Source organism: Pseudomonas sp. B21-009, assembly GCF_024749345.1.
In the GTDB taxonomy this organism is placed as follows: Bacteria; Pseudomonadota; Gammaproteobacteria; order Pseudomonadales; family Pseudomonadaceae; genus Aquipseudomonas.
Window position 1 is genome coordinate 5,113,311 of the sequence record NZ_CP087199.1, and the last position, 13,247, is coordinate 5,126,557.

The 13,247-nt window shown below is 59.8% G+C and carries 11 protein-coding genes and 1 other RNA gene; 8 read left to right on the top strand and 4 right to left on the bottom strand.

What is annotated here, in order from left to right; genetic code table 11:
- The 3 genes from LOY34_RS23580 to LOY34_RS23590 all read right to left on the bottom strand — a co-directional run bounded on the left by LOY34_RS23580 (nucleotide 1) and on the right by LOY34_RS23590 (nucleotide 3,454).
- Nucleotides 1–2,538 (bottom strand): carbohydrate binding domain-containing protein, encoded by a 2,538-nt coding sequence (locus LOY34_RS23580; RefSeq protein ID WP_195885069.1) that lies wholly within the window; start codon nucleotides 2,536–2,538, stop codon nucleotides 1–3.
- A 171-nt stretch (nucleotides 2,539–2,709) separates the two neighbouring features.
- On the bottom strand, nucleotides 2,710–3,027 hold the full coding sequence (locus LOY34_RS23585; protein ID WP_195885070.1) for an RnfH family protein: 318 nt from the start codon (nucleotides 3,025–3,027) through the stop codon (nucleotides 2,710–2,712).
- Nucleotides 3,020–3,454, bottom strand: coding sequence for a type II toxin-antitoxin system RatA family toxin (locus tag LOY34_RS23590; protein ID WP_045199756.1), 435 nt, complete (start codon nucleotides 3,452–3,454; stop codon nucleotides 3,020–3,022). Before LOY34_RS23590 ends, LOY34_RS23585 begins: the two co-directional genes overlap by 8 nt.
- 160 nt (nucleotides 3,455–3,614) lie before the next feature.
- Between LOY34_RS23590 and smpB the strand changes: the two genes are divergently transcribed.
- Complete coding sequence (smpB, locus tag LOY34_RS23595) at nucleotides 3,615–4,097, top strand: SsrA-binding protein SmpB (protein WP_028944546.1); 483 nt, start codon at nucleotides 3,615–3,617, stop codon at nucleotides 4,095–4,097.
- 68 nt (nucleotides 4,098–4,165) lie between these two features.
- Here smpB and LOY34_RS23600 read toward each other — a convergent pair whose 3' ends face one another.
- Complete coding sequence (locus tag LOY34_RS23600) at nucleotides 4,166–4,933, bottom strand: GntR family transcriptional regulator (RefSeq protein ID WP_045199761.1); 768 nt, start codon at nucleotides 4,931–4,933, stop codon at nucleotides 4,166–4,168.
- A 254-nt stretch (nucleotides 4,934–5,187) separates the two neighbouring features.
- Between LOY34_RS23600 and LOY34_RS23605 the strand changes: the two genes are divergently transcribed.
- The 7 genes from LOY34_RS23605 to LOY34_RS23635 all read left to right on the top strand — a co-directional run bounded on the left by LOY34_RS23605 (nucleotide 5,188) and on the right by LOY34_RS23635 (nucleotide 13,240).
- Nucleotides 5,188–6,855 (top strand): lactate permease LctP family transporter, encoded by a 1,668-nt coding sequence (locus LOY34_RS23605; RefSeq protein ID WP_093379286.1) that lies wholly within the window; start codon nucleotides 5,188–5,190, stop codon nucleotides 6,853–6,855.
- A 67-nt stretch (nucleotides 6,856–6,922) separates the two neighbouring features.
- The gene (gene lldD, locus LOY34_RS23610; protein ID WP_195885071.1) at nucleotides 6,923–8,068 is read left to right on the top strand and encodes an FMN-dependent L-lactate dehydrogenase LldD; all 1,146 of its coding nucleotides are present in this window, start codon (nucleotides 6,923–6,925) and stop codon (nucleotides 8,066–8,068) included.
- Nucleotides 8,069–8,146: 78 nt separating this feature from the next.
- The gene (locus LOY34_RS23615) at nucleotides 8,147–10,957 is read left to right on the top strand and encodes an FAD-binding and (Fe-S)-binding domain-containing protein (protein WP_195885072.1); all 2,811 of its coding nucleotides are present in this window, start codon (nucleotides 8,147–8,149) and stop codon (nucleotides 10,955–10,957) included.
- 74 nt (nucleotides 10,958–11,031) lie between these two features.
- Complete coding sequence (locus LOY34_RS23620; protein WP_045199770.1) at nucleotides 11,032–11,310, top strand: hypothetical protein; 279 nt, start codon at nucleotides 11,032–11,034, stop codon at nucleotides 11,308–11,310.
- A gap of 104 nt (nucleotides 11,311–11,414) precedes the next feature.
- Nucleotides 11,415–11,806, top strand: a transfer-messenger RNA (tmRNA) gene (gene ssrA / locus LOY34_RS23625).
- A 217-nt stretch (nucleotides 11,807–12,023) separates the two neighbouring features.
- Nucleotides 12,024–12,803, top strand: a complete 780-nt coding sequence (locus LOY34_RS23630) for a class I SAM-dependent methyltransferase (RefSeq protein ID WP_045199772.1) — start codon at nucleotides 12,024–12,026, stop codon at nucleotides 12,801–12,803.
- Nucleotides 12,804–12,829: 26 nt separating this feature from the next.
- A complete protein-coding gene (locus tag LOY34_RS23635) occupies nucleotides 12,830–13,240 on the top strand; it encodes a DUF4952 domain-containing protein (protein WP_195885073.1) in 411 nt (136 codons plus the stop codon).
- The last annotated feature ends 7 nt before the right edge of the window (nucleotides 13,241–13,247 follow it).

The following is a 13,247-nucleotide window of genomic DNA, read 5'->3' on the forward strand; positions in this document are numbered from 1 at the left end:
CTAAAGGCTGGATAGCCTTAAGTTATCCATTGCGAAGTCGTTGCCGGAAGTTCCCGCCAAATGACAGTAGAGACTCACCTGCATAGAGGTTCTCGTCGCAGTAAAACTTCCCGACAATTTTCGCCACACCATACCAGAAATAGTATTAACCCCTATGACTGAAACACTGTCAGCCATAACCGAGATCTGCGGCGCAGGACTGACATTATTAAACTGACGCACATCCATGCTAAACATATATTTTCTACCCACCTCCAAGCTATTAAATGTTTTTCTCAGGAAGACACCGGCAGAATTATTGGTATGAGTCATATTAACCAAAATTTTGCCTGCCCCCTCTAATCGAATACTCAGATCACTGGAAGCCCCAGCCCCTCCCCACCCCCAACCATTCCAGCCATTTTCAAAACCCGTCAAGTCTTCGAACGCTGATGAACGCACGATCAATGAAAGCGATGGAAATACTACCGCTTTACCCTCCTGCGCACTCTCATCAGTTGTAGCGCTACACGTAATTGTCAGAGTGCTGTTCTGCTTCAATACACCTAGGTGCTCACGACGCAGCACAGCCTTGAGCCCACGAGCTACTTCTGCAGCTGTTACAGTATATGCCTGGAGAATAGTGAAGTTATAAGCACTGCCATCCTGCCGCGTGCCACGCCCGCGCAACCACACACGTTGCTTAGGCAAAATAAACCACCACTTCTCGACAGAGATATCAGCATCACCGGAAAAATTACGCAAATCCAGAATACCTAACGTCGCCTGTGGCACAACCGGCGTCGGTAGACGCACCGGATTCGTGACAATCAAACCCAAGCTTGAGGAAACCTGCGACTTTTGCCCACCGCGATAAGTGACCGTATAGTGAATCTTCACCGTCTTACCGCTGGCCACAATCACCGCTTCACGCGGCACAAAAAAGTCGACGTAACCCGATCCAGGATTGCCAGGCTTGGCAGTGATCGGCAAACAACTTTCGTCCCAACGCTGCCAGCACGGCTGGATACTGTGATGCGAGCTCATCCGCTCGTAGCGAACCCGCAACGTTACGCCATCCCTACCGTTGTACACCGTCAAGGTGTTGCCGACCGCTTGCACAACCTGCGGCGCAGGTAGCTGCAAGTCGGCCTGTACAACTTGCAGTGACAGCAGCGGAAACTCCCTGGCTGTGGACCTGTCGACTTTTCCATCAAAATTAACCGCGAAGTTCAGCTGTAGATCACTGTAATCCGCCAGTTGCTCAAGCTCATTTCGCGCCAGCAGTGTACTTACGCCATTTGCCAGCCATTCTGCCGTCAATGGCATGCCTTCCAATACCTGGAAAGTGTGCTCACCCCCGCTCTCGAGTTGCCCCGTCACGGTCAACCAACACGCCTGGCCAACCTCAACAAAATCCCATGGTTCAACCGTGGCAACCGCATCGCCGGGGAAGGTATTGAGGTCCAGCCATTGGCCTGTGGCCTGCTCTACAGCCGGAGTCGGCAACACATCGATGTCGAGTATCTGGATCTCAAGCGGCGGCGACTCCCAAGCCCCACCTTCACGCCAGACTGAGTAAGCTGCGAAGACCCTACCGTTGAAGTTTGCGCTTATTACTTGAGGAGGAACCCGAAAATTGACAACCTGCGAATCACCGACAATCTGGCACTCAAGCTCTGGCGTCCCCGCACCCGGCGTCCCCTGCCAGGTGGCACACACCTGGTCATTGCAGCACATGTTTTCATAGGCCACCTGGAGGGTCGCACCCTCGACGGCATTGGCTGGGTTGAGGACAAAGTCACCTGAACCACAGTCTGTTGCTTCGACCACAGCTGGAGGCGAGAGGCTTAGATGAGGCTCCGTCAGGATGGTAACGGTTTTAAGCGGGAAGAGTTGATGCCCACTGGACACGTCAGGATTGAGTTGAATCATTAATTGCAAAAATACCAACTCGCCATGAGCAAATTGCCGAAGCTTGTCCAGCGGCAGCTTCCTACTCCAGCCACCCGCCACATCAGCGGCTGTAATTAGATCCCCCTCATACAGCATGAACTGCGCAGAAGGCCCCATTAGCGCCAAGCGCGTCACTCGCTGGCCAACTTTGACAAAAGGCCAAGGCTCAATATAAACATCGGGGTCTTCACAGCACAACAACGAAAGATCCAGCTTCCCTTCCGCAGTCATTTGCAGCACTGTGGTTTCCGGCAGATCTTCAGACCGCAGGCTGATTGAGTATTCGCTGACCGGCGAAGTGAACGTCTCATCATCACGAACAACTTCACAGTAGATACGCGCCGTCGCAGTGATTCGCAAGCCCAGTAGGTAATGAGATACCTGGAACAGTGCACAACCCTGTTCCTCTACCCAAATATCGATAGATTGATATTCATCATCAACTGTTTGCCAATAAACACGAATAGTGTCATCAGCGGTGAGCCCCTCATAACAGACTTTGACCGTCGCGGCATTACCCTGCTGATGTTTCATCGGGTGATAGGTTGTGCCTTCGGCGCCGACAAGTTCAACGACCGGTTCAAGCTTTATTGATGTGGACATGGTGAAGTCCCATTCAAGTGTATGTGACTACTCAAGGCCATACCTTCAGCCTTTCGAAGCACAGCTAACCTCAATGAGAAATCGCCGACTACTGGTAAAAATGCTAGGTCAGCTCGACGTCAGAAGGGCGTAAACTGAACACCCAGTCGAAATACTTTAGCGCAGGATTGCTTAACGCTTGGCCTTCTTGAATACCCGAGCAACCTTGGCCGCGCGCTGCTTGCGCACCTCTTTCGGGTCCGCCAGCAAAGGCCGATAAAGCTCGATGCGATCACCCGCCTCAACCTTGTGCGCTTCAGGATTGGCGATCACCCGGCCAAAGACCCCGACCGGGCAGGCCTGAATATCGGCCTCGGGAAAATGCGCGACGATCCCCGACAGTTTTACTGCTTCATTGATAGTCGCACCCGCCGGCACCTCAACACTGAGCAGCACCTGCCGCTCAGCCACGGCATACACCACCTCGACGGTCAGCAAGGCTTCAGACATGGAGCTGCTTGGCACGCTGGCAGAAAGCATCGACAAGAGTGTTGGCGGCCTGGTTGAACAACGGCCCCAAGGTGGCGCGCACCAATGGCCCGGCGTAATCGAACGACAGGTCGAGGCTGATCTTGCAGGCTTTCTCGCCCAACGGCTTGAACACCCAGACACCATGCAGCTGGGAAAATGGTCCTTCTTCAAGGTTCATTTCGATGGACTGGCCCGGCACCAGCACATTGCTGGTTACAAACTGCTGGCTCATCCCGCCCTTGGCTACCTCAAGGCGTGCGCGCATGTGCGTGTCGCTTTCTTCGATCACGGTGCTGGACGAACACCAGGGCAGGAACTCCGGGTAGCGCGCGACATCATTGACCAGGTCGTACAGGGCCTGGGCGGGATATGGCAGCAGGGCCGAACGTTGAATATGGGTAGTCATCCAGGGGTCGATTCCAAAGCTGAGCGGCAAACGCAACCCGAATGCCGATGGGCGCCATTGAGCGCATCAAGTGCGCGCATTGTCCGGGATTCACGGCAATGGCTCAAGCGCACCGCTACCCATAGCCGACAGCGCGGCGACTGCCTATAATGCCGCCCCTATGGCTAAACAAAAGAAACATCCGACAGGGACTATCGCGCAGAATAAAAAGGCGCGTCACGATTACTTCATCGAGCACAAGTTCGAGGCCGGATTGGTCCTGTCCGGTTGGGAAGTAAAAAGTCTGCGTGCCGGCAAGGCGCACCTGACCGACAGTTACGTGGTGCTCAAGGATGGCGAGGCCTGGCTGATGGGCAGCCACATCACGCCGCTGACAGCCGCCAGTACTCACGTCATCGCCGACCCGACACGTACCCGCAAACTGCTGCTCAACCGTCGAGAGCTGGAACGCCTGCATGCGGCTGTCCAGCAGAAGGGCTACACCTGCGTGGCCTTGTCGATCTATTGGAGCAAGCACTTGATCAAGTGCGAAATCGCACTGGGCAAGGGCAAGAAGGAATACGACAAGCGCGATACCCAGCGCGAGCGCGATTCCGACCGCGAGTTGCAGCGCGCGGTACGCAACAAGGGCAAGGAAGACTGATTCCAGCCTGAAGCGCCCTCATCGCGGGGCAAGCCCGCTCCTACAGGGGCGAGTTTGCCCCACGATTGCTAGCGCCCGCTGCGCCGCTCCGCCCGCGCCACCCGCTGAACCTCCTGGCGCACTTCATCGAGCACTTCCTGCACATAGGTGATGTGCCGGCTGGAGACTTCGCGTGCATCTTCGGCACGCCCTTCGACAATCGCCAGGTACAGCTCGCGGTGCTGGCTGATGAGCATGTCGCGGGTTTCGCTGCGCTGTTTGTACATGCCGCCGATGTTGGTCACCACGTTGCGCTTGAGCAGGTCGAACAGGCCGCGAATGGTGTGCAACAACACCGCGTTATGACTGGCTTCGGCGATTGCCAGATGAAAACGCGCATCGGCCGCGCCCTCTTCGGCCCGGTCGACTTCATCAGCGCGGGCGTAGCAATCCTGCAAGGTGTCGAAGGCTGCCTTGAGCCGCAGGCGGTCAGGCTCAGTGGCACGGATCGCCGCATAATAGGCACAGGATGCCTCCAGGGTATGCCGAAATTCCAGCAAGTCGCGCTGCGCTTCCGGGTTGCTTTCGAGCAACTGCAGCAGCGGGTCACTGAAGGTCGAGCCGAGCGATTCGGCCACATAGTTACCACCGCCCTGGCGGCTGACCAACAAGCCCTTGGCCACCAGCTTCTGGATCGCTTCGCGCAACGACGGTCGTGACACGCCGAACTGCTCGGCCAGCGCCCGCTCGGCGGGCAGGCGCTGACCGGCCGTCAAGGTGCCCTCAAGAATCATCCCTTCCAGCCGTTCGACGATATCGTCGGACAAACGGCGTTGGCGGACCTGATCAAAAACCATCACATGCTCTCCACAATCCCGAGTGCGTTCGGGGCTGTCTATTCTGGCGCATCCGCGACCCGCCGACACTAATCAGTTGGCAAATTTCCCTGCCGTTCAGGCCCGCTCCCCTTCAACCATCCCAAGAAAAGTTTCCTGGGACAAATTGACACAGCCACTTCGAGGCTTTTAACCTAGCGCCTCGACATTGTAAATTGGTCTTACCAATTATCCAATGCCAGTGCCTGACCAACAACAATTAGGGGCCACCCCATATGCAAACCTGGCAACAGCTTTACAGTCCGCTTGGTAGTCTTGGCCTGTCCGCGCTCGCGGCAGTCATCCCGATCGTGTTCTTTTTCCTCGCGCTGGCGGTGTTCCGCCTCAAGGGTCACGTGGCTGGCAGCATCACGCTGGGCCTGTCGATCCTGGTGGCGATCTTTGCTTTCCAGATGCCTGCCGACATGGCCCTTGCCGCCGCCGGATACGGCTTTGCCTATGGCCTGTGGCCGATTGCCTGGATCATTGTCGCCGCAGTGTTCCTGTATAAGCTGACGGTCAAGAGCGGCCAGTTCGAAGTGATCCGCAGCTCGGTGCTGTCGATTACCGACGACCAGCGCCTGCAGGTGCTATTGATCGGTTTCTGCTTCGGCGCCTTCCTTGAAGGTGCGGCAGGTTTCGGCGCCCCGGTGGCGATCACCGCCGCCCTGCTCGTGGGCCTGGGCTTCAACCCGCTATACGCCGCCGGCCTGTGCCTGATCGCCAACACCGCGCCTGTGGCCTTCGGCGCCCTGGGCATCCCGATCATCGTGGCCGGCCAGGTGACCGGTATCGATGCGTTCAAGATCGGCGCCATGACCGGCCGCCAGCTGCCCTTGCTGTCGCTGTTCGTACCGTTCTGGCTGGTGTTCATGATGGACGGCCTGCGCGGCGTCAAAGAGACCTGGCCAGCCGCCCTGGTGGCCGGCCTGAGCTTTGCCGTGACCCAGTACTTCACCTCGAACTTCATTGGCCCGGAACTGCCGGACATCACCTCGGCCCTGGCCAGCCTGATTTCCCTGACCCTGTTCCTCAAGGTCTGGCAGCCCAAGCGTTCGTTCGCCGCCGCCCCCGGTAGTGTTGGCGCCGCTGTGGTACAGAGCGGTGGCAGCCAGCCTTCGCCGTACAGCTTCGGCGAGATCTTCAAAGCCTGGTCGCCGTTCCTGATCCTCACCGTGCTGGTCACCATCTGGACCCTCAAGCCGTTCAAGGCCGCTTTCGCCGCCGGTGGCTCGATGTACAGCTGGGTATTCAACTTCGCCATCCCGCACCTTGACCAACTGGTGATCAAGACCGCACCGATCGTCGCCACCCCGACGGCGATCCCGGCGGTGTTCAAGCTCGACCCGATTTCTGCCACCGGTACCGCGATTTTCTTCTCGGCGCTGATCTCGATGCTGGTGCTGAAGATCAATTTCAAAACTGGTCTGACCACTTTGAAAGAGACCTTCTTCGAACTGCGCTGGCCGATCCTGTCGATCGGCATGGTCCTGGCCTTTGCCTTCGTCACCAACTACTCGGGCATGTCGTCGACCATGGCCCTGGTACTGGCCGGCACTGGCGCGGCGTTCCCGTTTTTCTCGCCGTTCCTCGGCTGGCTGGGCGTGTTCCTGACCGGTTCCGATACTTCGTCGAACGCCCTGTTCAGCTCGCTGCAGGCCACCACCGCGCACCAGATCGGGGTCAACGACACCCTGCTGGTGGCCGCCAACACCAGCGGCGGCGTGACCGGCAAAATGATTTCGCCGCAGTCGATCGCCGTGGCCTGCGCCGCTACCGGCCTGGTCGGCAAAGAGTCGGACCTGTTCCGCTTCACCCTCAAGCACAGCTTGTTCTTCGCCACTATCGTTGGCCTGATCACCTTGATCCAGGCTTATTGGCTGACCGGCATGCTGGTTCACTAAAGTGTCAGGGGCCGGGCGCGTTGTGGTGCGCCCGGCAGCTCCCCTTCACCCAACGCTGCGAGACCCCATGATCATTTCTGCCGCTACCGATTACCGCGCAGCAGCCCAACGCAAGCTGCCGCCATTCCTGTTCCACTACGCCGACGGCGGTGCCTACGCCGAGCACACGCTGCGCCACAACGTCGAAGACCTGGCCGGCATCGCCCTGCGCCAGCGCGTATTGAAGAACATGTCCGAGCTGAGCCTCGAGACCCAGCTGTTCAACGAAACCCTGAGCATGCCGGTGGCCCTGGCCCCGGTCGGCCTGACCGGCATGTACGCACGCCGCGGCGAAGTCCAGGCGGCGCGGGCGGCAGCGGCCAAAGGCATTCCGTTCACCCTGTCGACGGTGTCGGTGTGCCCGATCGAAGAAGTGGCGCCGGCCATTGACCGGCCGATGTGGTTCCAGCTCTATGTGCTCAAGGATCGCGGCTTCATGCGCAACGCCCTGGAGCGCGCCAAGGCCGCTGGCGTTACCACCCTGGTGTTCACCGTGGACATGCCGGTGCCCGGCGCCCGCTACCGCGATGCGCACTCCGGCATGAGCGGCCCGAACGCGCCGCTGCGCCGCGTCTGGCAGGCCATGACCCACCCGCAGTGGGCCGTGGATGTCGGCCTGCTGGGCAAACCCCATGACCTGGGCAACATCTCCACCTACCGCGGCAGCCCCACGGGGCTGGCCGATTACATCGGCTGGCTGGGCGCCAATTTCGACCCGTCGATTTCCTGGAAAGACCTTGAGTGGATCCGCGAATTCTGGGAAGGCCCGATGGTGATCAAGGGCATCCTCGACCCGCAAGATGCCAAGGACGCCGTGAAGTTCGGCGCCGACGGCATCGTCGTCTCCAACCACGGCGGCCGCCAGCTCGATGGCGTGCTGTCGAGTGCCCGCGCCCTGCCGGCGATTGCCGACGCGGTCAAAGGCGATCTGAAGATTCTCGCCGACTCCGGCATCCGCAGCGGCCTGGACGTGGTGCGCATGATTGCCCTGGGTGCCGACACCGTGTTGATCGGCCGTGCATTCCTCTACGCCCTGGCCACCGCCGGTGAAGCCGGGGTGAAGAACCTGCTGGAGCTGTTCGAAAAAGAAATGCGCGTGGCCATGGTACTGACAGGCGCCAAATCGATCAGCGAAATCACCCGCGACTCGCTGGTCCGCGAACTGGGTGCCTGATAGCCGCGCCTTCGAATCACCGCCTGATTGACCGGGGCACGCGGCGCACCAGACGCCACGGCCCCGCGAGGAGATTGCATGAGTCTGCCCGCCGCGTTTCTCGACTCGGTAGCACGCCTGATACCCGCCGAGCGCCGTTTCGACGATCCGCTGTCGACCCTGGCTTTCGGCACCGATGCCAGCTTCTACCGGCTGATTCCCAAACTGGTGATACGGGTCGAATCCGAAGATGAAGTGGTCGCCCTGCTCAAGCTGGCCCAGCGCGAGCGCGTGCCGGTCACCTTCCGCGCCGCCGGCACCAGCCTGTCCGGCCAGGCCATCAGCGATTCGGTGCTGATCGTGCTCGGCGATAACTGGAACGGCCGCGAGATTCGCCACCAGGGCCAGCAGATCCGCCTGCAACCTGGCGTGATCGGCGCCCAGGCTAACGCCTGGCTGGCCCCGTTCGGGCGCAAGATCGGCCCGGACCCTGCCTCGATCAACGCCTGCAAGATTGGCGGTATCGTCGCCAACAATGCCAGCGGCATGTGCTGCGGCACCGCGCAGAACACCTATCACACCCTGGCCGGCATGCGCCTGGTGCTGGCCGACGGCACGCGCCTGGACAGCGAAGACCCGGCCAGCGTCGCCGCCTTCGAACAGAGCCACGCCGACCTGCTCGATGAGCTCGCGCGCCTGGCCCGGGACACCCGCGCCAACACTGAGCTAGCCGCCAGAATTCGCCACAAGTACCGCCTGAAGAACACCACCGGCCTGTCGCTCAATGCCCTGATCGACTACGACCAACCGCTGGATATCCTCAGCCACCTGCTGGTCGGCTCCGAGGGCACCCTGGGCTTTATCAGTGCCGTGACCTACGACACGGTGATCGATCACCCGAACAAGGCCTCGGCACTGATCGTCTTCGCGGATGTAGAAACCTGCTGCAACGCCGTTACCGTACTCAAAAGCCAACCGGTATCGGCGGTGGAACTGCTCGACCGACGCAGCCTGCGCTCGGTGCAGGACAAGCCCGGGATGCCGGCCTTCGTCCAGCAACTGTCCGATGGCGCCTGCGCACTTTTGATCGAATCCCGCGCAGCAACCCAGGCGCTGCTGCACGAGCAACTGGCGCAGATCATGGCCTCGCTGGCCAGCTTCCCGGTGGAGAAGCAAGTCGACTTCACCGAGGACGCCAAGGAGAACGCCAAGCTCTGGGCCATCCGCAAGGACACCTTCCCCGCCGTTGGCGCGGTGCGCAAGACCGGCACCACGGTGATCATCGAAGACGTGACCTTCCCGGTCGAGCAACTGGCCATCGGCGTCAATCGCCTGATTGCGCTGTTCGACAAACATCACTATGACGAGGCGATCCTGTTCGGCCATGCCCTGGAAGGCAACCTGCACTTCGTCTTCACCCAGGGCTTCAACAGCGCCGAAGAGGTCGCGCGTTACCAGGCCTTCATGGACGACGTGGCGCAACTGGTGGCGGTCGAATTCGGCGGCTCGCTCAAGGCCGAACACGGCACCGGGCGCAACATGGCGCCCTTTGTCGAGCTGGAATGGGGCAGCGATGCCTACCGGTTGATGTGGCAGCTCAAGCGCCTGCTCGACCCCAATGGCATTCTCAACCCGGATGTAGTGCTCAGCGAAGACCCGCAAATCCATCTGAAAAACCTCAAGCCGCTACCGGCGGCTGACGAGATCGTCGACAAGTGCATCGAATGCGGCTTCTGCGAGCCGGTCTGCCCGTCCAAGGGGCTGACCCTGAGCCCGCGCCAGCGCATCGTCATGTGGCGCGATATCCAGGCGAAAAAACGCGCTGGCAGCGATACCCGCGAGCTGGAACGCAACTACCAGTACCAGGGCATCGACACCTGCGCCGCCACCGGCCTGTGCGCCCAACGCTGCCCGGTGGGGATCAATACCGGTGAGCTGGTGAAAAAGCTGCGCGGCCAGGCCGCCGAACACGTGAAGACTGCCGACTGGCTGGCTGACAATTTCCATACCGCCCTCAGTGGCGCGCGCCTTACCTTGCAAGCCGCCAACGGCGCCCGTCGCCTGCTTGGCGCGCCGCGCCTGAGTCGCCTGAGCGCCGGCCTCAGCAAGATCAGCCACGGCCGAGTGCCACAGTGGACGCCGGCCATGCCACAACCGCTAAAAGCGGTGCAGCTCAGCCCGGCCAGCAACGATGCGCGGCCCCGAGTCGTCTACCTGGCGGCTTGCGTTTCAAGGGTGATGGGCCCGGCGGCGGCGGATCGCGAGCAAATCTCGTTGCTGGACAAGACCCGCGCCCTGCTGGAAAAGGCCGGTTATCAAGTGATATTCCCGGACAACCAGGACAACCTGTGCTGCGGCCAGCCGTTTGCTTCCAAGGGCTACGCCGAACAGGCCGAGCACAAGCGCCAGGAGCTGATCAACGCCCTGCTGCATGCCAGCCGCGGCGGCCTTGACCCGATCTATTGCGATACCAGCCCGTGCACCTTGCGCCTGGTCCAGGACCTGGCCGAAACGCGCCTGGACCTGTATGACCCGGTGCGCTTCATCCGCACTCACCTGGTCGACAAACTGGAGTTCACCCCCCAGGACGAGCCGATCGCCGTACACGTGACCTGCAGCACCCAGCACCTGGGTGAAAGCCAGGCGCTGATCGACCTGGCGCGACGTTGCAGCAAGCAGGTGGTGATTCCCGAAGGCATCCATTGCTGCGGTTTTGCCGGTGACAAGGGCTTTACCACCCCGCAGCTCAATGCCCATTCGCTGCGCAGCCTCAAGGATGCGGTGCAGTACTGCAGCGAAGGCATCTCCACCAGCCGCACCTGTGAAATCGGCCTGTCGAACCATGGCGGGATCGATTATCACGGGCTGGTGTACCTGGTGGACCGGGTAACCCGGGCGCGGGCTATCTGAACCTTTATGAAAGCGGCGCAGTCCATCAAGTTAGGCCCCCTTTTCCCGAGGCCTTCCCAGCCAAGGAGATTCACATGAAGCGTACTGCGATTTCCGGACTGTTCATTGCCGCCGCACTGCTTGCCTCCCCTGTGTTTGCGGAAGAAGACCTGTGCGCCCTAAACCTGCAGAAGATTGAAGATGCCACGGCCACCGCCGGAGCTACCTCCGAAGGTATGGACAACGCCGTGGCCGAGCATGTCAAGGACGCCAAGGCTGCCCAGGCAGCGGGTAACACGAAAGACTGCATTGCTATTACCAGCAAGACTCTGGAGCGCCTGGAGAAAACCGAGAAAGGCAGCAACGGCCAATAACCCGTCTGCCGGGCGATGTCAGACCAGCAGTCGACGTCGCCCGACCGATGGCGTATACTGGACCTCGAGCGTTGAAAAACGCTTACAGCTAGAGCGCAACACATGGGGCCGATTAGGATTCGACGCCGGTAGTGAAACTCTAGGTGCATGCCGAGTTGGTAACAGAACTCGTAAATCCACTGTTGCAACTTTCTATAGTTGCCAATGACGAAAACTACGAGGGTTACGCTCTCGCTGCGTAAGCAGCCGAGCCCGCTCTCCTGGTAGCTTCGGCTCCAGCAATCACTAGGGGATGCCTGTAAACCCGAAGTGATTGTCATACAGAACAGGATCGCCGTGCAGTACGTTGTGGACGAAGCGGCTAAAACTTACACAACTCGTCCAAAGCACCCTGCCCGTCGGGCGGCTGCGGATTAACTCAATAGACACGGCTAAGCATGTAGTACCGACAGCGGATCACTGGCGGACGGGGGTTCAAATCCCCCCGGTTCCACCAAATACGCAAAACGAAAAAGGCATCTGGCGCTTGCGCCGATGCCTTTTTTGTTGCCCGCAGAACCCTGACTGAACCCGCCTGTCGGCCATCGACACGCTGCGGACAAAACCGTGCTCATCCTATTGGCGCAGCGGTCGATAAACACCTGGAAGGACCGCCCCGTCTCGTATCCTTGTCGACTCCGGGGGGCCGCAACCACCACAGAACAGGAGCAGGCATGAAAGTCTGTATGACCCACCGCGAGACCTTTTACCACGTTCTCAAGGCAGTGTTTGACGCCTGCAATAAAAAGCCGGTCATCGCCGAGCTTGGCGTCCTGCGCGGGCAAAATGCGCTGAACCTCTATAACGCCCTCAGCCCTGAACAGATGGTCTTGATCGACAGCTGGAGCCCCTCGGCCACCGAAGCCTACAGCCCGTTCGACCAGCTGCCACCTTGGGTTGACCCTGTAGACAGCTATGATTACTACTATGGCGGCTCGCTTTATGACATGGCCACCTGGGACAACCTGTATGAAGAATGCCAGGGCAAATTCGCCGACAAGCCCAACGTCACCCTCATTCGCGCCGAGACGATCGACGCCATTCCTGAGATCCAGCCAAGAACCGGTATCGAGAAATTCGACCTGATCTACATTGATGCCAACCATCAATACGAGTACATCCTGCGCGACATGATGTACTACCAGGACCTGCTGGCCGATGATGGCTTCATGCTTCTCAACGATTGCTGCCATAGCCTGCAAGGCACCAAGCAGAACCTGGGTGTACTGGAAGCCCTCAGCAGCTTCCTCAAGCGTTCCGACTTCGTGCCTGTGGCCGTGACCAACACTGACTGGTCGGATGTCATCCTGGTCAAAAAGAACTCGATGATGCTGCAACTTGTGGACATCGCCATCACCAACTCGGATATCCCGTTCGTCGAAATCCCGCATCAACTGATGTCCGCCGCCCGGGTTGTTTACGGCAAGCAGCGCACCAACATCAGCTTTGCCTGATCCGGCGTACTTCAAGGACGAAACCATTGCGCCCATTGATTATCCTGACCCTGCTCCTGCTGTGCGGGTCGCTGCAGGCCGCACCTAAGTGCGAGGACTTCCTCGGCACATCGGGCGCGTACCCCAAGGGCATCCAGTACCAGGGCTGCCATCAGGACATCGAAGGACAGACGGCGCCCTTGATCGCGACCTACAGGGTCAGGGGCGCCGAAGCAGCGGTGGCCGAGGCCCACCTGCAGCAAACCTATGGCATGGGCCGCCTGCAGTTTTTCTGCTGCATGTGGGACTCACTGCGCCACTTCCACCGCGACCCACACAGCGGCATCACTTACCAAGTCCTCATGGCCTCCGAAGAGACGCTGGCCAACCAGCGCTCGCAGTGGGCACAGATCGAGTTCTTCTACATCACCGTCAGCGTCGATACCCTCGAGCCCTGAGCGGCCA

What these genes read in the sequence shown, in the direction of transcription:
- LOY34_RS23580 (WP_195885069.1), bottom strand. Translation starts at nt 2,538, where the DNA reads ATGTCCACATCAATAAAGCTTGAACCGGTCGTTGAACTTGTCGGCGCC.
- LOY34_RS23585 (WP_195885070.1), bottom strand. Translation starts at nt 3,027, where the DNA reads ATGTCTGAAGCCTTGCTGACCGTCGAGGTGGTGTATGCCGTGGCTGAG.
- LOY34_RS23590 (WP_045199756.1), bottom strand. Translation starts at nt 3,454, where the DNA reads ATGACTACCCATATTCAACGTTCGGCCCTGCTGCCATATCCCGCCCAG.
- smpB (WP_028944546.1), top strand. Translation starts at nt 3,615, where the DNA reads ATGGCTAAACAAAAGAAACATCCGACAGGGACTATCGCGCAGAATAAA.
- LOY34_RS23600 (WP_045199761.1), bottom strand. Translation starts at nt 4,933, where the DNA reads ATGGTTTTTGATCAGGTCCGCCAACGCCGTTTGTCCGACGATATCGTC.
- LOY34_RS23605 (WP_093379286.1), top strand. Translation starts at nt 5,188, where the DNA reads ATGCAAACCTGGCAACAGCTTTACAGTCCGCTTGGTAGTCTTGGCCTG.
- lldD (WP_195885071.1), top strand. Translation starts at nt 6,923, where the DNA reads ATGATCATTTCTGCCGCTACCGATTACCGCGCAGCAGCCCAACGCAAG.
- LOY34_RS23615 (WP_195885072.1), top strand. Translation starts at nt 8,147, where the DNA reads ATGAGTCTGCCCGCCGCGTTTCTCGACTCGGTAGCACGCCTGATACCC.
- LOY34_RS23620 (WP_045199770.1), top strand. Translation starts at nt 11,032, where the DNA reads ATGAAGCGTACTGCGATTTCCGGACTGTTCATTGCCGCCGCACTGCTT.
- LOY34_RS23630 (WP_045199772.1), top strand. Translation starts at nt 12,024, where the DNA reads ATGAAAGTCTGTATGACCCACCGCGAGACCTTTTACCACGTTCTCAAG.